Source organism: Rhodococcus sp. G6(2025) (genome assembly GCF_058628105.1).
On sequence record NZ_CP179750.1, the window covers coordinates 400,352 to 421,241 of the forward strand.

At 67.6% G+C, this 20,890-nt stretch carries 16 protein-coding genes; 14 read left to right on the plus strand and 2 right to left on the minus strand.

Annotation, left to right across the window (positions count from 1 at the left end; all coding sequences use genetic code 11):
* The first annotated feature begins 4 nt into the window (after positions 1 to 4).
* Positions 5 to 736, plus strand: a complete 732-nt coding sequence (locus ACLIVD_RS02050) for a lysophospholipid acyltransferase family protein (RefSeq protein WP_280781884.1) — start codon at positions 5 to 7, stop codon at positions 734 to 736.
* Between the two features lie 44 nt (positions 737 to 780).
* Positions 781 to 1,602 carry a Cof-type HAD-IIB family hydrolase gene (locus ACLIVD_RS02055; protein WP_005248850.1) on the plus strand — a complete coding sequence of 274 codons (822 nt, stop codon included), beginning with the start codon at positions 781 to 783 and terminating at the stop codon, positions 1,600 to 1,602.
* A 31-nt stretch (positions 1,603 to 1,633) separates the two neighbouring features.
* On the opposite strand, the gene ACLIVD_RS02060 is transcribed toward ACLIVD_RS02055, so the two are convergent.
* Entirely contained in the window at positions 1,634 to 3,778 is a 2,145-nt protein-coding gene (locus ACLIVD_RS02060; protein WP_491931861.1) for an N-acetylmuramoyl-L-alanine amidase, read from the minus strand.
* A gap of 236 nt (positions 3,779 to 4,014) precedes the next feature.
* Between ACLIVD_RS02060 and ACLIVD_RS02065 the strand changes: the two genes are divergently transcribed.
* The gene (locus ACLIVD_RS02065; RefSeq protein WP_283332636.1) at positions 4,015 to 5,589 is read left to right on the plus strand and encodes a SpoIID/LytB domain-containing protein; all 1,575 of its coding nucleotides are present in this window, start codon (positions 4,015 to 4,017) and stop codon (positions 5,587 to 5,589) included.
* Here the strand turns inward: ACLIVD_RS02065 and ACLIVD_RS02070 are convergent.
* On the minus strand, positions 5,586 to 6,710 hold the full coding sequence (locus tag ACLIVD_RS02070; protein WP_283332637.1) for a glycosyltransferase: 1,125 nt from the start codon (positions 6,708 to 6,710) through the stop codon (positions 5,586 to 5,588). The genes ACLIVD_RS02065 and ACLIVD_RS02070 overlap by 4 nt on opposite strands.
* A 147-nt stretch (positions 6,711 to 6,857) precedes the next feature.
* Between ACLIVD_RS02070 and glf the strand changes: the two genes are divergently transcribed.
* The 11 genes from glf to ACLIVD_RS02125 all read left to right on the plus strand — a co-directional run bounded on the left by glf (position 6,858) and on the right by ACLIVD_RS02125 (position 20,830).
* Positions 6,858 to 8,075 (plus strand): UDP-galactopyranose mutase, encoded by a 1,218-nt coding sequence (glf, locus tag ACLIVD_RS02075; RefSeq protein WP_005248845.1) that lies wholly within the window; start codon positions 6,858 to 6,860, stop codon positions 8,073 to 8,075.
* A complete protein-coding gene (locus tag ACLIVD_RS02080) occupies positions 8,072 to 9,988 on the plus strand; it encodes a glycosyltransferase (RefSeq protein WP_280781879.1) in 1,917 nt (638 codons plus the stop codon). Before glf ends, ACLIVD_RS02080 begins: the two co-directional genes overlap by 4 nt.
* Positions 9,969 to 10,487, plus strand: coding sequence for a phosphatase PAP2 family protein (locus ACLIVD_RS02085; RefSeq protein WP_477950777.1), 519 nt, complete (start codon positions 9,969 to 9,971; stop codon positions 10,485 to 10,487). Before ACLIVD_RS02080 ends, ACLIVD_RS02085 begins: the two co-directional genes overlap by 20 nt.
* Positions 10,484 to 11,389 (plus strand): decaprenyl-phosphate phosphoribosyltransferase, encoded by a 906-nt coding sequence (locus tag ACLIVD_RS02090; RefSeq protein ID WP_280781878.1) that lies wholly within the window; start codon positions 10,484 to 10,486, stop codon positions 11,387 to 11,389. The genes ACLIVD_RS02085 and ACLIVD_RS02090 overlap by 4 nt, the downstream gene beginning before the upstream one ends.
* Before the next feature lies 1 nt (position 11,390).
* Positions 11,391 to 13,310 (plus strand): arabinofuranosyltransferase AftB family protein, encoded by a 1,920-nt coding sequence (locus tag ACLIVD_RS02095; RefSeq protein ID WP_491932836.1) that lies wholly within the window; start codon positions 11,391 to 11,393, stop codon positions 13,308 to 13,310.
* A gap of 337 nt (positions 13,311 to 13,647) precedes the next feature.
* Entirely contained in the window at positions 13,648 to 14,658 is a 1,011-nt protein-coding gene (locus tag ACLIVD_RS02100; RefSeq protein ID WP_283332640.1) for an alpha/beta hydrolase, read from the plus strand.
* Between the two features lie 285 nt (positions 14,659 to 14,943).
* A complete protein-coding gene (locus ACLIVD_RS02105) occupies positions 14,944 to 15,939 on the plus strand; it encodes an alpha/beta hydrolase (RefSeq protein WP_280781876.1) in 996 nt (331 codons plus the stop codon).
* Positions 15,940 to 16,070: 131 nt separating this feature from the next.
* Positions 16,071 to 17,957, plus strand: coding sequence for an alpha/beta hydrolase-fold protein (locus tag ACLIVD_RS02110; protein WP_283332642.1), 1,887 nt, complete (start codon positions 16,071 to 16,073; stop codon positions 17,955 to 17,957).
* A gap of 126 nt (positions 17,958 to 18,083) precedes the next feature.
* The gene (locus ACLIVD_RS02115) at positions 18,084 to 18,659 is read left to right on the plus strand and encodes a DUF732 domain-containing protein (protein WP_005260437.1); all 576 of its coding nucleotides are present in this window, start codon (positions 18,084 to 18,086) and stop codon (positions 18,657 to 18,659) included.
* Positions 18,660 to 18,665: 6 nt separating this feature from the next.
* Positions 18,666 to 19,646 carry a cutinase family protein gene (locus tag ACLIVD_RS02120; RefSeq protein ID WP_005260436.1) on the plus strand — a complete coding sequence of 327 codons (981 nt, stop codon included), beginning with the start codon at positions 18,666 to 18,668 and terminating at the stop codon, positions 19,644 to 19,646.
* A 194-nt stretch (positions 19,647 to 19,840) separates the two neighbouring features.
* Entirely contained in the window at positions 19,841 to 20,830 is a 990-nt protein-coding gene (locus tag ACLIVD_RS02125; protein ID WP_005248835.1) for an LLM class F420-dependent oxidoreductase, read from the plus strand.
* Positions 20,831 to 20,890: the final 60 nt, after the last annotated feature.

Here is a 20,890-nt window from a genome sequence, read left to right on the forward strand (position 1 = left end):
GGCGGTGGAGCCTGTCTACGCGGCTGTCGAGTCGACGGCCAAGGCGTTGTCCCTGTTCCAGGGATTGAGGATGACGCGAGTCGGCCTGGACAACATTCCCACCGAGGGTGGTGCGGTGCTCGCGGTCAATCACACCGGCTACCTGGACTTCGTCCAGCTGGCACTGGCGGTCGGTGCGGTGGACCGCAAACTGCGGCTGATGGCCAAGGCCGAACTCGCGAACAACACGGTGATGGCGTTCCTGATGCGCGGGTGCGGGGTCATCCCGGTCGACCGGACCGCAGGCGCGGGCGCGTACCTCGCTGCGGTGGACCGGCTGCGCGAGGGCGAATTGGTGGGTGTGTACCCGGAGGCGACCATCAGCCGGAGCTTCGAGATCAAGGAACTGAAGTCGGGTGCGGCGCGCATGGCGATCGACGCCCGGGTGCCGCTCGTGCCCGTCATCGTGTGGGGCGCTCATCGGATCGCCACCAAAGGGCAGCCGAGACAACTTGGGCGGCATCGGTTCCCGGTGACCGTCGAGGTCGGCAGGCCGATCGAGCCGCGAGAACCGGCGGAGGCCCTCACCGCGACCCTGCACACGGAGATGGACGCGATCCTGCGCCGGGTTCAGGGCGGATTCGACCATCCGGCGGGCGCGTACTGGGTGCCCCGGCGACTCGGCGGTAGCGCGCCGACCATCGAGGAGGCCACCGAGATGGACCGCCGCGAAGCCGAGGAACGGCGGGCCCGGTAACGGCCCCCCGGCGGCGCCGCGGACTCGGCAGGCAGAATGGCTGGGTGAGCCCAGACCGACCGAGCCTTGTAGCGTCCGATGTCGACGGCACCCTGATCGGGGAGGACGAGCGCATCAGCGCCCGCACCCGCGACGCCGTCGCGTCGGTGGTCGCGTCGGGAACGCCCTTCGTTCTGGCCACCGGCCGGCCCCCGCGCTGGATCCATCCCGTGGTCGAGGGCCTCGGCTACGCGCCGCTCGCCGTCTGCGCGAACGGTGCCGTCATCTACGACAGCGACAGCGACCGCGTGCTCAGCGCCGCGACCCTCGACGTCGACACCCTCACCTGGCTGTCGGAGATCGCGCTCCGCGTGCTGCCGGGCGCCGGGCTCGCGGCCGAGCGTGTCGGGGTCAGCGCCCACGACGCCGCGACACCGCAGTTCGTGAGCTCACCCGGCTACCAGCACGCCTGGCTCAACCCCGACAACACCGAGATGTCCGAGAACGAGGTCGTCGCGGCCCCCGCGGTGAAGTTGCTGATCCGGGTGCCGGAAATGTCCAGTCAGGCGATGGTCGACGCGCTGGCGCCGCACATCGGTCGCCGGGCGGATGTCACGTTCTCCACCGACAACGGGCTGATCGAACTGTCGGCGTCGGGAATCACGAAGGCGTCGGGTCTCGCGCTCGTGGCGGAACGGCTCGGCGTGACGGCGTCGCACATCGTGGCCTTCGGTGACATGCCCAACGACATTCCGATGCTGAACCTCGCGGGCCGGGGTGTCGCCGTCGAGAACGCGCACCCCGACGCCAAGGCCGCCGCCGACGAGGTGACGGCCACCAACTGGGACGACGGGGTCGCGAAAGTACTCGAGCGCTGGTGGTCCTGAGACCACCAGCGCCCGAGAGGGTGAAACCCGATCAGCCGGCCGGAACCGGTGCCGGCTCGACGGGTGCGGGTGCGGGAGCCGGTTCGGGAGCCGGAGCCGGAGCCGGAGCGGGCTCTGCCGGAGCCGGCGGAACCTGCGCCGGGTCCGCGGGCGGTGCGACGGGGGCCGCGGCATCGACCGGGGCACCGTTCTTGTAGGCCTCCGCGTACGTGTCGTTGTACGTCTTCAGCACCTTGGTGACGATGCCGGTGATCTCGTTGAAGATCAGCGAACCGTTCTCGAAGTCGGTGCGCAGACCGCCCGGGATCGGGTACTCGTCACTGGTCGGCAGACCCAGTTCGCCGTTGTCGGCTCCGAGGTTCTGCCACGTCTTGAAGATCTGGCCGAGGACCGCCCACACACCGCCGTTGGGCGAGGTGAAGATGGCGCCGTTGGCGAACTGTGCGCCCGAGTTCCCAGCCTTGGCCTGCAGCAGTCCGGTGATGGCCTGGCCGAGCCGGCCGGTGTCGCCGCCTTCCGCCACCCACTTCTGGGCGACCGGCGACGGGTCGGTGAGCCGCAGCAGTTCGTTGACCAGGGCGGGGATCCCGGAACCGAGGCTGGAGCTGGCGTCCGTGCCGGGACCGCCGGACGGCGCCGGAGCCTCACCCGAGGGTGCGTCCGCGGCCAGCGAGGCGTTGCCGCCGCCGAGGCTGGCCGCCGCGATCTGCCGGATCTCGTCCATGTGTGAGTACGCCGCGTCTCCCGGGCAGGACGTGTTGCCGACGTCGCGGTGCGCGAAGATCACCGGAAGATCGACAGCCTCACCCTCCGCGTAGGGAGTGAATTCGGTGCCCTCGGAGTACATCGTCGTCTCACCGAGTGGGTCGAGTCCGGCCTTGCCGAGCTTCCAGCCGAGGAACTTGCCGACAGCGTCGAGGGTGGCCTGCGGCGGATCCTCGGACGAGAAGTCGCCCATCATCGCGACTCCGGTGGTGTTCTCGTTGAACCCGCCGGCGTGCGCGCCCTGGACCGGACGGTCGAGACCGCCTGCGCGGCCCTCGAAGATCTGGCCGTACTTGTCGACCAGTGCGTTGTATCCGATGTCGCACCAGCCCAGCGTCTGCGCGTGGTAGGCGTAGATCGCGCGGACGATCTCGGCCGATTCGGCCTTCGAGTAGTCGTTGGCTCCTGCGGTGTGGTGCACGGTGGCACCGCCGATGAAGTCGTCGTAGTCGGGGTCCTGGCACCGGATGGACTCGTCGGCACCCCACTGCTGGCGGCTGATGACCTTGGGACCGCCGCTGTCGAGCGGGCTCGCGATGTCGCCGAGCGTCGCGTCGCCGGGGCCGCTGCCCGGTTCGATGAGGACGGCCGTGACGTCGTCGGCGCCAGCGCGTGCCGGCTGCTGCCGCAACGGCGTGTTGACGGCGGCTGGGGTGTAACCGAGCGGTGCGGCACCTCCGGCGGCGGGAGCCGTTGCGGGAGCAGGGGCTTCGGGTGCCGGTGCGGGAGCGGGAACTGCAGCGGGTGCACCGGCCGGTGCGGGCGTCGAGGTGGGGGTCAGGATCTGGATCGCCTTCGTCAGCCCGACATAGACGGGTTCGGTGGCGACCTTGCCGTCCGACGCCGTCTTGTCCGTGCGTCGCGTGTCGATCATGTCGGGGGAGACCCACTGTCCCCACGTTCCGTCGGCCTGCAGCGCGCGGACCTTCGACTCCGCGGACGCGAGGGTCTCGGAGGTGAGCGCCACCATGCTGAACGGGGTGTCGCGGGACAGTTCCTTGACGATCGCGCCGGGCTGCTGATCGGCCGGGGGCAGGATCGCGGGGTCGGAGACGTCGGCCGGCGCGGGGAGCTTCAACGGGATCTGCAGGTTCGGGATCTGGATTCCGCCGGGGAGCTGCACATTGCTGGGGATGTGGAGGTACGGCGGGATCTTCAGGTTCCGCAGGTCGCCGATGTTGACGTCGGGCAGGTTCAGCCCGGTCAGTTCCTTCAGCGGGATCACGATGTCGGGGATCTGCGACAGCACGACCTGCGCGATCTCGGTGGACACTGCGGAGTTGGAGGTTTCGTTCGTGGATTTGACGTCGGAGGGTGCGCTACTGATGCCGTAGACCGCAACGGGACTTGCGACAGCCAGAGCGGCGACAGCCCCGAGGACAATCGAGGGCTTCGGTCGACGGTGCGGCAAGGGGGACTCTCCTCAGTTGTAGTTTCCTGCGAGCGACCTCGCGTGTCTGCAACTCGTGATGCTCGTGTGACTGAAGAGACTGTTGTTGCTAACTCCAACCACTCTTGCCACACTAGTCACACAGGTCCATAACGCTCAACCTTACATTGAGACTTTATCCCGAATTTCTCGGACCCGCTGAGACGAGGTGCACGCCCCGTCTCAGCGCTCGTTGTTCAGCGATGAGGAGTGCAGTGATGGCGAAGACCGAATTCGGGGTTCGTGCAGGTAGGCCTGCCTGGACCCGCAGGAGGCGGTACATCGCGGGCCCTCCCGCCCCGCGCGGATTCCGGGCCAAGCTTCTGCGCGCGTCGGCGCTCGGCATCGCACCCGTCCTCGTCATCGGCGCCGTCACCGGCGTCGTCGTGCACCTGCGCTCCCCCGGCCAGGACGTCCGGGAAACCGTCGCCTCCGACACGCCGTTCACGCTCTCCGGCCACGGCAACGGCCACGGCCGCGGAATGGGCCAGTGGGGTGCCTACGGATACGCGAAGGATCAGGGGTGGGCGGCCGAGCGCATCCTCGGCCACTACTACGGCGGCACCACGCTCGGCACCCTCGCCGACGCACAGATCAGCGTCCGGCTGCAGGCGCGTGACGATCAGCCGCTCGACGTCTACTCGGACGCCGGCGCCGTCGTCGCCGGCAAACCCGTCGGTCCGGGGGAGGCCGTCCACCTCACGCCGACCGCCGACGGCGGCGCCAACGTCGTGGTCACCCGCGGATGTGCCGGCGAGGTCCTGTGGCAGGACGCCACCGACCACCCGTGGGTGGACCCGGTCGACCTGGCCCCGGACCGTCCCGCGAACGAGCACTTGAAGCTGTGCGCCGGTGACACCCCCTATCGCGGCGCCCTCGGGGTCGCACTCGACGGCGCCGCCGTGCGCACCGTCAACGTCCTCGACATGGACGACTACCTCCTCGGTGTCGTGCCCGCCGAGGCGAAGGCCGGCTGGGCCGACACCGGTGGGGCCGAGGCACTTCGGGCGCAGGCCGTCGCGGCCCGCTCCTACGCCGCTGCCGAGAACCGGGAAGAGTGGGCGAAGACCTGCGACACCCAGAGCTGCCAGGTGTACGGGGGTTCGGCGAAGGAAGACCCGCGGACCACCGACGCCGTCCGTTCCACCAAGGGCATGATCCTGACGAAGGACAACAAGCCCGTCGCCGCCGAATTCTCCTCGTCCACAGGCGGATACACCGCGGGCGGCGAGTTCCCGGCCGTCGAGGACCAGGGCGACACCGTGTCGCCGAACCACGACTGGACGGTGACCCTCACCGCGGGCGACATCGCATCCGCGTTCAACGTCGGAGACCTCGAATCGTTCGAGGTGGTCACCCGCAACAACTTCGGGGTCGACGGCGGACGCGTCACCGGTGTGAAGGTGGTCGGATCGTCGGGCACCGCCGAGGCGACGGGCGCCGAGGCGCGGTCGAAGCTGAAGCTCAAGTCCGACTGGTTCACGGTCGGTGACGGGCTCGGCGTCCCCGCGCCGCCGGTCGCCCCCGAACCCGAGTCCACCCTCGCGTCCGCGGGCGAGGACGAGGACACCGTCGGCACCACCGAGGGTTCGCCGATCGCCGAGAAGTACAAGGAACTCGGCGGCGTCAACAGCACGCTGGGAGCGCCGATCGGTCCCGAGTTGATGCTGCCGTCGGAGGCGGGCAAGTTCCGGATGTACACCAACGGAACCATCATCTGGACCAAGAAGCTGGGCGCACAGGTGATCGACGCCAGCGTGCTGCGCGAGTGGTTACCGACGGGCGGCAGTTAGGCCGGGCAGCGAGGACCGGTTCCCTCGAGCACCGCGAGCATCCCGTCGACGGACTCGCCCCAGCCGAAGTCCTCGGCCCGCCGGCGGGCCGACGCCCGGCGCGTGTGCGAGGGGATCGCGAGAATGCCGCTGACCGCTTCGGCGAACGCAGGACCGCGGTCCCGGGCCAGGGCGCCGCAGCCGGGTGTGATGATCTCGGCGAGCGCCGACGACTGTGACGCGACCACCGGGGTGCCCGCCGCCAGCGACTCGAGCGCCGACAGGCAGAACGTCTCGTGCGGTCCGGGTGCCAGCGACACGTCCGCCGACGCGAACAGCGACGCCAGGCGGCCCTTGTCGCTGATGAACCCGGTGAAGTGCACGGGGAGCCCCCGGGCCCGGTACTGCAGCGCCTCGCGCCGCGGGCCGTCCCCGGCGATGACCAGCCGGGCGTCGTGACCCTGCCGGCGCAACAGCCGGACGGCGTCGATGCTCCGTTCCACCTGCTTTTCCACCGACAGCCGGCCGCAGTGCAGAAGGAAGCGTTGCGCCGGGTCGGCGAACGAGTCGCGCATCACCTGGTCGTGTTTGCCGGGGTGGAACATCGTCAGGTCCACACCGAGCGGGACCCGGTGCAGGTTGGGGGCCCCGATGCGGGTGAACTCCTCGCTCGCGAAGTCCGTCGTGCAGACCACGGCGTCATAGTTGCGTGCCATCCGGCGGTTCGCGACATCGGCCCAGCCGCGGGCCACGCGGCGCGGAGCGACTTGGCCGAGCAGCCGGTCGAGGCGTTCGTGTGACACGACCACACTGCGCACCCCGCGGGCGCGGGCCCAGCCCCCGAAACCGCGCAGTGTGAGCCGGTCGGACACCTCCAGGACGTCGGGCCGCAGACCGCTGACCACGTCGGCCACCCGCCGCGGATTGACCACGCGATAACCCCCGGTCGCGGGGATGGTGGGAGCCGACCGGGTGATCCGCAGGACCCCGCTCGGCAGCAGCTCCTCGCAGTCGCGCTGACCTGGGACGACGAGGATCACCTCGTGTCCGCGTTCGACGTAGCCCTGACCCCAGTTGTGGAGGGCGGTGCGGAGCCCACCGGACCGCGGTCCGTAGAAGTTCGCCAGCTGGACGATGCGCACCCGCTCATCAAGCGCGATCGCCGCGTCGGCGGGAACAACGAGGTCTGCAGAACCGGTGAATACAGGGAGAACTCCTCGTGCGTGCCGAGGGGGTGCTTGCCCCCCTTGGCCGCGCACGGGCGGCGGAGTCGCTTACCCTGGTTCATCGTGACCGCTGCAACCCCAGAGACAACCGCCCCTGGCCGGTACGACCTCATCGTCGTCGGCTCCGGATTTTTCGGACTGACCGTCGCCGAGCGTGCAGCAACACAGCTGGGTAAGCGTGTGCTGGTGCTCGACCGACGTCATCACCTGGGCGGAAACGCCTATTCGGAGGCCGAGCCCGAGACCGGCATCGAGATCCACAAGTACGGTGCGCACCTGTTCCACACCTCGAACAAGAGGGTGTGGGACTACGTCACCCAGTTCACCGAATTCACGAACTACCAGCACCGCGTGTTCGCGCTCCACAAGGGGCAGGCGTACCAGTTCCCGATGGGGCTGGGCCTGGTGTCGCAGTTCTTCGGGCGCTACTTCACCCCGGACGAGGCGCGGAAGCTGATCGCCGAGCAGTCCAGCGAGATCGACTCCGCATCTGCGTCCAACTTGGAGGAGAAGGCGATCTCCCTGATCGGGCGGCCGCTGTACGAGGCGTTCGTGCGCGACTACACCGCCAAGCAGTGGCAGACGGACCCCAAGAACCTGCCCGCGGGCAACATCACCCGCCTGCCGGTGCGGTACACGTTCGACAACCGCTACTTCAACGACACGTACGAGGGCCTGCCCGTCGACGGCTACACCGCGTGGCTCGAGAACATGGCGAAGGACCCGAAGATCGAGGTCCGGCTCGAGACCGACTGGTTCGACGTCCGCGACGACCTGCGCGCCGAGAGCCCCGACGCCCCCGTCGTCTACACCGGCCCCCTCGACCGCTACTTCGACTACTCCGAGGGCGAGCTGGGCTGGCGCACCCTCGACTTCGAGACCGAGGTGCTGGAGACCGGTGACTTCCAGGGAACCCCGGTCATGAACTACAACGACGCCGACGTGCCCTTCACCCGGATCCACGAGTTCCGCCACTTCCACCCGGAGCGGGACTACCCGAAGGACAAGACGGTCATCATGCGGGAGTTCTCGCGGTTCGCGGAGAGCAAGGACGAGCCGTACTACCCGATCAACACTCCCGACGACCGCGCGATGCTCGCCGCCTACCGCGACCGCGCGAAGGAGGAGATGGCGTCGAACAAGGTTCTGTTCGGTGGCCGTCTCGGCACCTACCAGTACCTGGACATGCACATGGCGATCGCCAGCGCGCTGTCGATGTTCGACAACTCCCTGCGACCGCACTTCGAATCCGGTGCGGCCCTCGTGGGGGATGCCGAATGAGCGCCCGACATCTGCTCGAGTCCGAGAAGGTCACCGACGACGCCCCGTTACTCGGCAAGTCGCTGCTGCAACGGGTGATCCTGCCGCGCGCCGGTGAGCCGCTCGACGTCCGCACCCTCTACCTGGAGGAGGCGAAGACCAACAGCCGCCGCGCGCATTCGCTGTCGCGCACCTCGCTGTCGGTCGGCGCCGAGGCGGAGGCGTCGTTCTGCACCTACTTCAACGCGTTCCCGGCCAGCTACTGGCGCCGGTGGAGCACCCTGAACTCGGTGGTGCTGCGTCTCGAGCTGTCGGGGCACTGCCGCATCGACGTGTACCGCTCGAAGGCCGACTCGTCGCGCATCCACGTCGAGGGCCGCGAGTTCCAGGACGGTGACGCCGCGCTGGAGTTCGAGATCGAACTCGCCCCGTTCGAGGACGGCGGCTGGATCTGGTTCGACATCACCACCGACACCGAGGTCGTGCTGGAGAGCGCCGGCTGGTACGCACCGGTCGATGCCCCCGGTGAGGCCACCGTCGCCGTCGGCATCCCCACGTTCAACCGGCCCACCGACTGCGTCAAGGCACTGACGGCGCTGGCGTCCGACGAACTCGTCATGGACGTGGTCAAGGCGGTCATCATCCCGGACCAGGGCACCCGCAAGGTCAAGGACGAGCCCGGCTTCACGGAGGCCGCCGAAGCGCTCGGCGACCGGCTGGCCATCCACGACCAGGCGAACCTCGGCGGGTCCGGCGGCTACAGCCGGATCATGTACGAGGCGCTGAAGACCACCGACTGCCAGCACATCCTGTTCATGGACGACGACATCGAGATCGAGCCCGACTCGATCCTGCGCGCGCTGGCGATGTCGCGGTTCGCGAAGACGCCGATGCTCGTCGGCGGGCAGATGCTGAACCTCCAGGAGCGCAGTCACCTGCATTCGATGGGCGAGGTCGTCGACCGGTCCATCTTCATGTGGACTGCCGCCCCGAACGTCGAGTACGACCACGACTTCTCCCGCTACCCGCTCAGCGACCGCGAGAACTCGCGTCTGCTGCACCGCCGGATCGACGTCGACTACAACGGCTGGTGGATGTGCATGATCCCGCGGCAGGCCGCCGAGGAACTCGGTCAGCCGCTGCCGCTGTTCATCAAATGGGACGACGCCGAATACGGCCTGCGTGCCCGTGATGCCGGCTACCCGACCGTCACCATGCCCGGCGCCGCGATCTGGCACATGGCGTGGAGTGACAAGGACGACGCCATCGACTGGCAGGCGTACTTCCACCTGCGGAACCGGCTCGTCGTCGCGTCCCTGCACATGCCGGGCAACGGCCGCGGCCTGGTGATCAACACCGTCAAGGCCACGATCAAGCACCTGCTGTGCCTCGAATACTCGACAGTCGCGATCCAGAACCAGGCCATCGCCGACTTCCTGCAGGGCCCCGAGCACATCTTCGAACTGCTCCCCACCGCGCTCGGCAACGTCCACGCGATGCGCAAGGAGTACCCGGACGCGGTGGTCCTGCCGTCGTCGACGAGCCTGCCGCTGCCTTCCGGTGAGGAAGTCGGCGCGGTCGGCCTGCCCACGAACCCGCTCGCGAAGATCGTGCGCCTCGGCAAGGGCCTGATCCACAACGTCAAGCCCGCGCACGAGCAGCACCACGAGCGCCCCCAGCTCAACGTGCCCACCATCGACGCGCGGTGGTTCCTGCTGTCCCAGGTGGACGGCGTCACCGTCACCACCGCGGACGGGCGGGGAGTCGTCTACCGCAAGCGCAACCCCAAGCTGGCGCTCGCGCTGCTGAAGGAAGCGATCCGGCTGCGCCGCGAACTGGCCCAGCGGTTCCCCGAACTCAAGCGCGAGTACCAGGACGCCGTTCCTGCCCTGACCAGCAAGGAGAGGTGGGAACGTGTCTTCGGCATCAAGTGAGGTCCAGATCCTGGCGGCCGTCCAATCGACGATCGCGAGCCGTCCCGGCGTCGTCTCGACGGCACGGGGTATGTCCCATTTCGGTGAGCACGCCCTCGGGTGGGTGGCCGTCGCCGGCATCGGCGCGGCACTCGACAAGCCTCGTCGCCGGCAGTGGGCGGGAGTCGCGGTGGGTGCCGTCGGCGCCCACGCCGCGTCGATCGTGATCAAACGCATCGTCCGCCGCCCCCGGCCGAATGACCCGTCGATCCAGGTCAACGTGTCGACGCCCAGCAAATTGAGCTTCCCGTCGTCGCACGCGACGTCCACGACAGCGGCTGCCGTGCTGCTCGGCCGCCTCACCGGGCTACCCTTGCCTGCGTTGTTGGTACCGCCGATGCTGCTCTCCCGGCTCGTTCTGGGAGTGCACTACCCGACCGATGTGCTCGCCGGATCTGCCCTGGGGGCCGCCTCTGCGGTCGCGGTGCTGAAGGCCGAGCAGAAGTTTGGAGAGAAATGAGCGAGGAACCGGCCGTCGTCACCGGACCCCCGACATCCCTGGCGGCAGGCATCGTCAAGGCCGTTCGCCCGCGTCAGTGGGTCAAGAACGTCCTGGTCCTCGCAGCTCCCGTCGCCGCGGGCACGGCGACGGAATCCGACGTCCTGCTTCCCGTCGCACTCGCCTTCGTGGTGTTCTGCATGGCAGCGTCCGGCATCTACCTCGTCAACGACGCGATGGACGTCGAGGCCGACCGCGCGCACCCCACCAAGCGATTCCGTCCCATCGCGGCCGGTGTGCTGCCCGTCAACCTGGCGTTCGGCATGGCGGTCGTGCTGCTCGGTGCGTCGATCGCCCTGTCGTTCCTCGCCAACTGGCAGCTGGCGGTGGTGATGGCCGTCTACATCGGCATCCAGCTGGCCTACTGCTTCGGTCTCAAACACCAGGCCGTCCTCGACATCTGCATCGTCTCGTCCGGGTTCCTGCTGCGCGCCATCGCCGGTGGTGTCGCCGCCGAGATCGCACTGTCGCAGTGGTTCCTGCTGGTCATGGCTTTCGGCTCGCTGTTCATGGCGGCCGGTAAGCGGTACGCCGAACTGCAGCTCGCGGAGCGCACCGGCGCGAAGATCCGCAAATCCCTCGAGAACTACACCACGACGTACCTGCGTTTCGTCTGGACGCTCAGCGCCACCGCGGTCGTGCTCTGCTACGGGCTGTGGGCGTTCCAGCAAGACGACCTGAAGGCCACCAACTGGTACGCCATCTCCATGGTGCCGTTCACCATCGCGATCCTGCGTTACGCCGTGGACGTCGACGGCGGTGAGGCGGGGGAGCCCGAGGAGATTGCGCTGGGCGACCGCGTGCTCCAACTCCTCGCGATTGCCTGGATCGGAGTGGTGGGTGTCGCTGTCTACCTCGTCTGACTTGGTAGGAGGCGCCGAGGACTCGGACGCCGCCGCGGAGCGGACCACCGAACGCCACCGGAAGGCCATCCTCTCGAGGGTGGTCTTCCTCGGGGGTGTGGCCGTCTCGGCTCTCCTGATGTTCTGGGGTGCCTGGGAACGGCGATGGATTGCCGACGACGGCCTGATCGTGCTGCGCACGGTCCGCAACCTCCTCGCAGGCAACGGTCCGGTCTTCAACTCGGGCGAGCGTGTCGAGGCCAACACCAGCACCGCGTGGACGTACATCGTCTACGCGTTCGGCTGGCTCTCCCAGGCCCGGCTCGAATACGTCGTCCTGACGATCGCGCTGATCCTGTCCACGGCGGCGATCGTGCTCGCCATGTTCGGCACCGCGCGCCTGTACCGCGGTGGGTCCTTCGCCGGCGGCGGCACGCTGTTCCTGATGCCCGCCGGTGTGCTCGTCTACATCGCGGTGCCCCCGGCCCGCGATTTCGCGACGTCGGGTCTCGAAAGCTGCCTCGTCATCTTCTGGATCGCGCTGCTCTGGCTGCTGCTGGTCCGATGGAGTCAGGCGACCACCCCGTCCACCACCTCGGTGCTCGTGCTCTCGTTCGTCGCGGGCATGGGGCCCCTCGTGCGCCCCGAGTTGGCGATCCTGGGTGTGCTGTCGCTGGCCATGATCTTCCTCGCGCCCGGTCTCACGTGGGTGGTGCGCGTGGCGATGGTGTTCGTCGCCGGCATCGTTCCGGTGGGCTACCAGATCTGGCGCATGGGTTACTACGCCCTCCCGTACCCGAACACCGCGGTGTCGAAGGACGCCGGCGGCGCCAAGTGGGCGCAGGGTTTCGCCTACCTCTGGAATCTGCTGGGCCCGTACCTGCTGTGGCTGCCGCTGGTCTTCCTTTTCGCCGGCGCCGTGATCGCCTGGCGGGGCCGGGACAAGTCCATCGAAGATGGTGTTCGTCACACCGAGGGGAATCGGCTGACGCGTCTGCGCGGATGGCTGCGGACGCAGAATGCCGTCGTCGTCTTCATTCTCGCGAGCGGGCTGATCCTCGGTCTGTACTCGTTGCGCGTCGGCGGCGACTTCATGCACGGCCGCGTTCTTCTCCCCGTTCTGTTCTGTTTCATCGTTCCCGTCGCCGTAATTCCGGTGCGAATTCCGGACCGGGCCGCGTGGGGGCGTAATAGGGAATCGTCGATTTTCCTCGCAATGGCTTCCCTGTGGGTCGGCACCGTCGTGTGGGCATTCTTCGCGTCGAACACGACGGGAATGCCGGAGGGCGTCGTTATCGGACGGTCCGGAATTGTCGACGAACGCGCCTTCTACGTCCTCAACACCGGTCATGCGCACCCGATTCGCGCGGACGATTATCTGGACTACCCGCGGATGCGCGCCATGGTCCAGACCATCTCGGACACCCCCGACGGCGGCCTGCTCATCCCGTCCGCCGATTACACGTACTGGTTCGTCGTTCCTCCGCCCCTTCCGATCCCGGACGGCGGCGCAGGCCACACCGTGTACTTCCTGAACCTGGGCATGACGAGCATGAACGTCGGACTCGACGTGCGGGTGCTGGACCAGATGGGTCTCGCCTACCCGCTCGCGGCGCACACCGAGCGGTTGGACGACGGCCGTATCGGGCACGACAAGGCCCTCTACCCCGACTGGGTCGTGGTGGACACGGGAATGATCGACAAGCACCCGTGGATGCCCGGATTCCTCGACGAGGAATGGGTGACCGAGGCGCGGGTCGCGCTCACGTGCCCCGAGACGCAGGACCTGCTGACGTCGTACCGGTCGGAACTGACGTGGCCGCGATTCAAGCAGAATTTCAAGGATGCGCTGCATTTCGCGAGTTATCGATTCGAGCGAGTGCCCGCATATGAAATTCAGCGGTGCAATCTCGAGCCGCCGTTCCCGGAACCGGCCAAATAGGGCGAACCGGGCGGGGCGGGTGTCACCGGGGCGTCCCGGGCAGATCTCGATGTCGGAACAACAGATCTCGTTTGTGTAACGCGGGAACTGTCGGCGACGATGTACGTCGATGATGAGTCATCGTGACGGTGGTCTGGAAGTTCCTCGAAAAGCGCTCCGTGAGCGTTTGTCAGGGAAGTTCGTGTGACATACAGTCCACCGAGCGCAGTGTGACTTGGAAGAGGTCCGCTGCCGACCCGGCTTCAACGCCCGGGCCGGCAGGTCGCCTGTTCCCCGACGGAATCCGCCGGAGCCGCCCAGTGGCGGAGTCCGCAGACGAAGAGAGTGAGCAGTATTCATGCGTTTTGCCAGACCGAGGTTGTCTCAGCGCCTCAAGCAGCGTGCGATGGCCATCGGAGCCGTCGCACTGGTACTGCCTATGGGCGCAGGAATCGCTGGCGGAGCCGTCGCCGCAGCAGCACCGACGCACGCGGGTCCCGCCAAGACCGCGCCCGCCGGTGGCTACGAGGAACTGTGGGTTCCCTCTTCCATGGGACCGATCAAGGTCCAGGTCCAGTGGGCAGCCCGCGGCGGTAGCGCCGCCCTGTACCTGCTCGACGGACTGCGCGCCCGCAACGACCGCAACGCGTGGAGCTTCGAGACCAACGCGTTCGACCAGTACCGCAACGACAACGTGACCCTGGTCATGCCCGTCGGCGGCGAGTCCAGCTTCTACTCCGACTGGTACTCGGCGAGCAACTTCAACGGTCAGCCCGTCACGTACAAGTGGGAGACGTTCCTGACGCAGGAACTGCCCGACTTCCTGGCCAACTACGGCGTCTCGCGCACGAACAACGCCGTCCTCGGTCTGTCGATGGGTGGCAGTGCCGCCCTGACCCTCGCCGCGTACCACCGCGACCAGTTCAAGTTCGCCGGTTCACTGTCCGGTTACCTGAACATCTCGGCTCCCGGCATGCGTGAGGCGATCCGCGTCGCGATGCTCGACGCCGGCCGCTTCAACGTCGACGCGATGTGGGGCCCGCCGTGGAACCCGGCGTGGCTGCGTAACGACCCGTTCGTGTTCGCGCCGCGTCTGAACGGCCTGTCGATGTTCATCTCGGCTGCCAGCGGTCTGCCCGGCGAGTTCGACCACCCGCGCGCTCCGATCGACTACTACAACACCGCCAACGGCATGGGCCTCGAGGCTCTCGCCCTGGCCAACACCCGCGCCTTCCAGGTGCGTCTGGCCACCCTCGGTGTCCCGGCCACCTTCGACTTCCCCGCCAACGGCACGCACTCGTGGCCGTACTGGGGTTCGGAGCTGTTCAAGGCGCGCGGCCAGATCCTGGACACACTGGGCGCCTGGTGATCTGACACCACCCTCGTGACGAATGCCGCCCCGCCTCACCGGCGGGGCGGCACTCGTGCGCTCTGGAGTGCATGTGCCCGGACCGGGAACGTGAGGGAAAACCCAGGATTCCCTTCCCCGGGAGTGCACAACGGAACGTTTTGTCAGTAAGGTGATCCCGTCGAGACGCCACCCGCGCAGCGAGCGCTGCGCGGGTGGCGTCTGTACGTGAGATTTTCACGAGAGTTATCGAGAGGTTGCCGCGGCCGCGGCGCGAGACGGATCAAGCGGAGGGAAGACGAGTTCATGCGAGTTGGGGGTTCGACGAGAACAAGCGGATGGGCCAGGCGTACCGCCGCCGCGATTGCTCTGGCGGTCGCACTGCCACTGGGCGTGACCATGGTGGGCGGCGGCGCAACGGCATCCGCAGCCTTCGACCCCGCCGCACAGGACTTCTGGGTCGATTCCGCCATGGGACCGATCAAGAGCCGCATCTGGCGTGCCGCCGACGGCAACACCAACCGGGTCGTCTACCTGCTCGACGGTCTGCGCGCGCAGGACGACCTGAGCGGCTGGGAGGTCAACACCGACGCGGGCCCGTTCCTCGCGTCGCAGAACATCAACGTCGTCCAGCCGGTCGGCGGACAGTCCAGCTTCTACTCCGACTGGATTTCGAACTCGAACCTCAACGGCCAGAAGACCCCGTACAAGTGGGAGACGTTCCTCACTCAGGAACTTCGCGACGCACTGGCGAACCGCCTCGGGTTCCAGTCCACCCGTAACGGCGTGATCGGCCTGTCGATGGGTGGCAGCGCCGCCCTGACCCTCGCCGCCTACCACCCCGAGCAGTTCAACTACGCGGGCTCGCTGTCCGGCTACCTGAACATCTCGGCTCCCGGCATGCGTGAGGCGATCCGCATCGCGATGCTCGACGCCGGCCGCTACAACGTCGACTCGATGTGGGGCCCGCCGTGGAACCCGGCGTGGCTGCGCAACGACCCGTTCGTGTTCGCGAACAAGCTTCGCGACAACAACACCCGCCTGTGGGTGTCGGCCGCCAACGGCATCCCCGCCCCCGGCGGAGCCGCACCGACCGGATTCATGGACGTCTTCAACGCGAGCACCGGTGCGAGCCTCGAGGCGCTGTCGCTGGCGAACACCCGTGCCTTCCAGGTCAAGATGGCGACCCTCGGCGCGAAGAACGTCACCTACAGCTTCCCGCCCCGCGGCATCCACACGTGGCGTTACTGGCAGCAGCAGATCCACGATCTGGCCGGCGACCTCGGCAACACGATCGGGTAGCTCGGAAGTAACAATTGCACCAGCTGTAACAGCGCGGCACTCCCACTCGTCTGTCGTTTGCGTGTAGAAAGAACCGGAACGCGAGGCCGTGCTCCGTGTTGGCCTCGACGCGCAGAGAGAGAGTGAACGTCATGCGAGTAGGCCTGTTCAAGGCAGAACGTCAGCGTTCGTCGGCCGGAAATGTTCGAAGGCGGACGCTGGCCTCGCTTGCCGCTGTGCTCGTGGTGCCGGTGGCGGTCGGGTTCACCCAGACCGCCACCGTCTCGGCTGCGCCCGCCGCCGCGCACGCTCCGGTGGCCACACAGGCCCCGGGCGGCGCGACGATCCATCACGTCGACTGGCTCACCGACCGTCGCGTGGCGATCTGGATCAACTCCCCGTCGATGGGCGTGCCGATCCAGGTGCAGATGCTGCTTGCGCGCGACTGGAACTCGAAGCCCACCGAGAAGTTCCCGTCCGTCTACATGCTCGACGGACTCCGCGCGCAGGACAACGAGAACGGCTGGACGCTCGAGACCGACGCCGAATCGTTCTTCGCCGACAAGAACATCAACGTCGTCCTCCCGGTCGGCGGCCAGTCCAGCTTCTACTCCGACTGGGTGGCCCAGGACAACGGTCAGAACTACCAGTGGGAGACGTTCCTCACGAAGGAACTGCCCCCGATCCTCGAAAGCGACTGGCGCACCACGCAGACCCGCGGCGTCATCGGACTCTCGATGGGCGGCACCTCCGCGATGTTCCTCGCGGCCCGCAACCAGGGATTCTTCACGTTCGCCGCGTCGCTGTCGGGCATGCTCACCACCACCGCGCTCGGCATGCCGCAGGCCGTCGCGTACGCGATGAGCGACGCGGGCGGATTCGACGCGGACGCGATGTGGGGTCCCCCGACCAGTTCGGCGTGGGAGGAACACGACCCCTACCTGCTGGCCGACAAGCTCAAGGGCGTCAGCCTGTACATCTCCAGCGGTAGCGGAACCACGGGCCCGTACGACCAGCCCTCCGGAATCCCCGGCGTCAGCACCAATTACGCGGGCATGGGCCTCGAGATCCTGTCGCGGCTCACGTCCCAGACCTTCGCGACCAAGCTCAACAAGCTGGGCATCCCCGCCCAGGTCAACTACCGGCCGTCCGGCACGCACTCATGGCCGTACTGGCAGTTCGAGCTCCACCAGCTGTGGCCGCAGCTCGCCAGCGCCGTCGACGTCGAACCCGACAAGCCGGTATGCACCACAGGCGGTTCCATCGCCGGGGTCGCCGGCGCGAACCCGTGGATCGGCGACTGTCTCACCCCCGAGTACAGCCTCGCGGGCGGCACGGTCCAGGACTTCCGCAACGGCCGGATCTTCGCCAAGTCCGACACCGGCGCGCAGCCGGTGGCCGGCGCCATCGGCGGCGTCTACCAGGCGACCGGTGGTCCGGGTGGGCCGCTCGGCTACCCGACGACGCCCGAACTGGCCACCCCCGACGGTCGCGGTCGCTTCAACCACTTCGAGCACGGGTCCGTCTACTGGTCGCCGCAGACCGGGGCGCACGCCGTCCGCGGCGCGATCCGCGACGAGTGGGCACGTCAGGGCTGGGAGGGCGGACCGCTCGGATACCCGGTGGCCGAGGAAGTTCCGACGCCAGGCAAGGACGGCGCGGTGCAGGGCTTCGAGATCGGCGCCATGTACTTCAGTCCCGCGAACGGCACCCACCGCGTGCAGGGAATGATCATGGGCAAGTACGCCGAACTCGGTTACGAGGGCGGGTGGCTCGGATTCCCGAAGACCAGCGAGATCGCGGTCAAGGACGGCGGCCGGTTCAACCAGTTCGAGGGCGGCAACATCTACTGGAGTCCGCTGTCGGGTGCGTGGGCCGTCGAGAACGGACCGATCTTCGACGCCTGGAAGAGCGCCGGCTACGAGGGCGGCCGACTCGGCTTCCCGATCAGCGACAAATTCGCCATCCCCGGCGGAGTTCAGCAGAACTTCCAGACCGGTTACGTCACAGTGATCGACAACAAGGCCGAGATTCACTGATGGCCGGACCGCACTAGAAATCTCACGCGCAGCGGGCGGGGCGGGGTCCAGCGGACCCGGCTTCCGCCCGATCTGCGTCTGTACCCTGTCGAGAGACAACGACTTGGAAAGCAAGGACGGAAATAGATGCCGCAGCACTCACGTATCAGCACCACCTTCCGACGGGCGATCGCCGTAGGCGCGCTCGCCGTCGCAGCGAGCGGATTGTTGGTCGGGTGCGGCAGCGACGATTCCACGGCGACGTCGAACCCGTCCACCAGCGCCGCGACGTCGGCTGCGGCGTCCAGTTCCGCCGAGAGTTCGGCGTCCGCCGCGCCCAGCGCGAGCGCCTCGGCTTCGGCCTCCGCGCCGGTGACGAGCCCGGGTGAGGCGGCGACCGCGCCGCCGCAGCAGCCCGAGGAAGTTCCGGGCGATTTCCCCGGCCCCGCCGAGGTCCCGGTCAGCGCCGAAGGCCAGAAGTTCCTCGACGCGCTGAAGAGCAAGGGCATCGAGCCGGCCGCTGACGGCACCATGGCCGTGAGCACCGCCGACTTCATCTGCCAGGCCAAGGCCGAAGGCAAGAGCGACGCCGAAGCGATGGTGTTCGTCACAGCGATGGTCGGCACCGAGGCGTCGGCTGCGGGTCAGGAACTGACCCAGGAGCAGGCGACGGCCAACGCCCAGACCTACATGGATGTCGCCCACGCGACGTACTGCAAGTAGACGCCGATGTCGTTGACCGGGCGCGGAACGCGGAAGAAGAAGAGCAGCCTCCTGCGCAAGCTGATGGTGCTGATCGTGATCCTGCTGGTGATTCTCGTCGCAGTGATCGCGCTCTGGTATCTCCTCGCAGGGCGGCTGCCCAAGCCGATCCCGACCCCGCCCGGTCCCGAGCGTCCCAACGCCCAGCCGGCCAGCTGCCCCGACGTCCAGGTGGTAGTCGTCCCGGGCACGTGGGAGTCCAGCGCCGTCGACGACCCGTACAACCCGACGGCCAACCCGGCGTCGCTGATGCTCAACGTGTCGCGGCCGCTGCAGGAGCAGTTCGAGCCGTCGCGCGCCGATGTGTACACGGTTCCGTACGTCGCACAGTTCTCCAACCCGGTCGCCTTCCCGCCGGACGGGCAGCAGTCGTACAACAACAGCCGCGGCGCGGGCACGGCCGCCACCAACGACATCCTGATCCGTCGTCATGCCGAGTGCCCGCTGACCAGCTTCCTGCTCACCGGATTCTCCCAGGGCGCGGTCATCGCCGGCGACGTCGCGTCGAGTATCGGCGCAGGTGACGGTCCTGTTCCGGCGGATCTCGTACTGGGTGTCGGGCTCATCGCCGACGGTCGCCGCGACCCGGCCGCCGCCACGAATATTGGGCAGCCGGTCGCCGGTGTCGGAGCCGAACTGTCGCTGGCCGGTCTGCAGATCCCCGGAATCACGATGACCGGTCCCCGCCCCGGCGGTTTCGGTGATCTCACCGACCGGGCGGTCGAGATCTGCGCCCCGTCGGACGGAATCTGTGACGCCCCAGCGCAGGCGTTGAAACCGAGCAACTGGATCGGAAGCGGTCTGCGTCTGCTCGAGTACAACAACAACCCCGTCCACGCGCTGTACAACTCGTACGTCGTCGACGACTCCGGCACCACGGCCACGCAGTGGATCGCCGGTTGGGCTGCCGAGAAGATCGAAGCCGCTCCGACCCCGGCACACAGTTGATTTTGTGGCGGATGGGTTCACCGTGGTCGGTGAGCCGTGAAACGTCCCAAACAGATAGGCGAGACGCGTACTGGCCGGTAGTGTGCGTTTCTCGGCACCGGTAGAGTGCTGCACTGTTGCGGCATCACCGGTGCCCGACCCCACCGATGTTCACGTCCTGAAACGCGGGCGTTTCACCACAGGAGAAGCTATTCATGAGTTCCGACGCCAGCTCGTTGCGTAAGTTCCGATTCGCAGCAGGCGGAGAGGGCAACGCGGACGAGGGCGGCGCGCGTCGGTTCGTCAAGCTCGCGCAGAAGGCCGAGGAACTCGGGTTCGACAGCTTCATGATCCCCGACCACCTGGGTAACCAGGTGGGACCGATCGCCGCTCTGGGTGCACTCGCGATCGCCACGGACAAGATCCGGCTCGGCACCGCCGTCCTCGCGAACGGGTTCCGGCACCCGGCGATCCTCGCCAAGGACGCCGCCACCATCGACGTCCTGTCGGGTGGTCGCCTCGAACTCGGCATCGGCGCAGGCTGGATGAAGGAAGAGTTCGACAAGGGCGGCATCGACTACGAGCGCCCGGGCATCCGGATCGCCAAGCTCGAGGAGACCCTGCAGATCCTCGACGTGCTGCTGCGCGGCCAGGAGTGCAACTTCGACGGCAAGTACTACCAGATCAAGGGCCTGACGGGCAGCCCGCGACCGCGGCAGGGCCCGCGTCCCCCGATCGCCGTCGGCGGCGGCGGCCCCAAGATGCTGGCGCTCGCGGCCAAGTACGCCGACATCATCTCCGTGGCGACGCCGACCAGCAAGGAAGGCAAGCTCCTGCTCTCGGGTGTCACGCTCGAGAAGACGATGGAGCGCGTCGACCGGATCCGGGAGGCTGCCGGCGACCGGTTCGACGACATCGAACTGAACTGGACGATCACCACCATCGTCATCACCGACGACCGTGAGCAGACCGCCGAGATGGCGCTCGCCGCACTCGATCAGGGCTTCCCGCCGAACATCGAGGTCGACACCAAACTGTCCGTCGAAGACATCCTGAGCTCGCCGTATCTCGCGATCGGAAGCTTCGAGGAGATCGCCGATCAGATACGTATGGTGCGAGAAAAGACGACAATGTCTTACGTCGGTGTGTTCCCCACACAGATGGATGCGTTCGCGCCGATCATCTCGCAACTGAAGGGCGAGTAGACGCAGCGTACCGAGGGCGGCGATGCCAATCTGTAACATATCGATGGTTTGGAATCGATG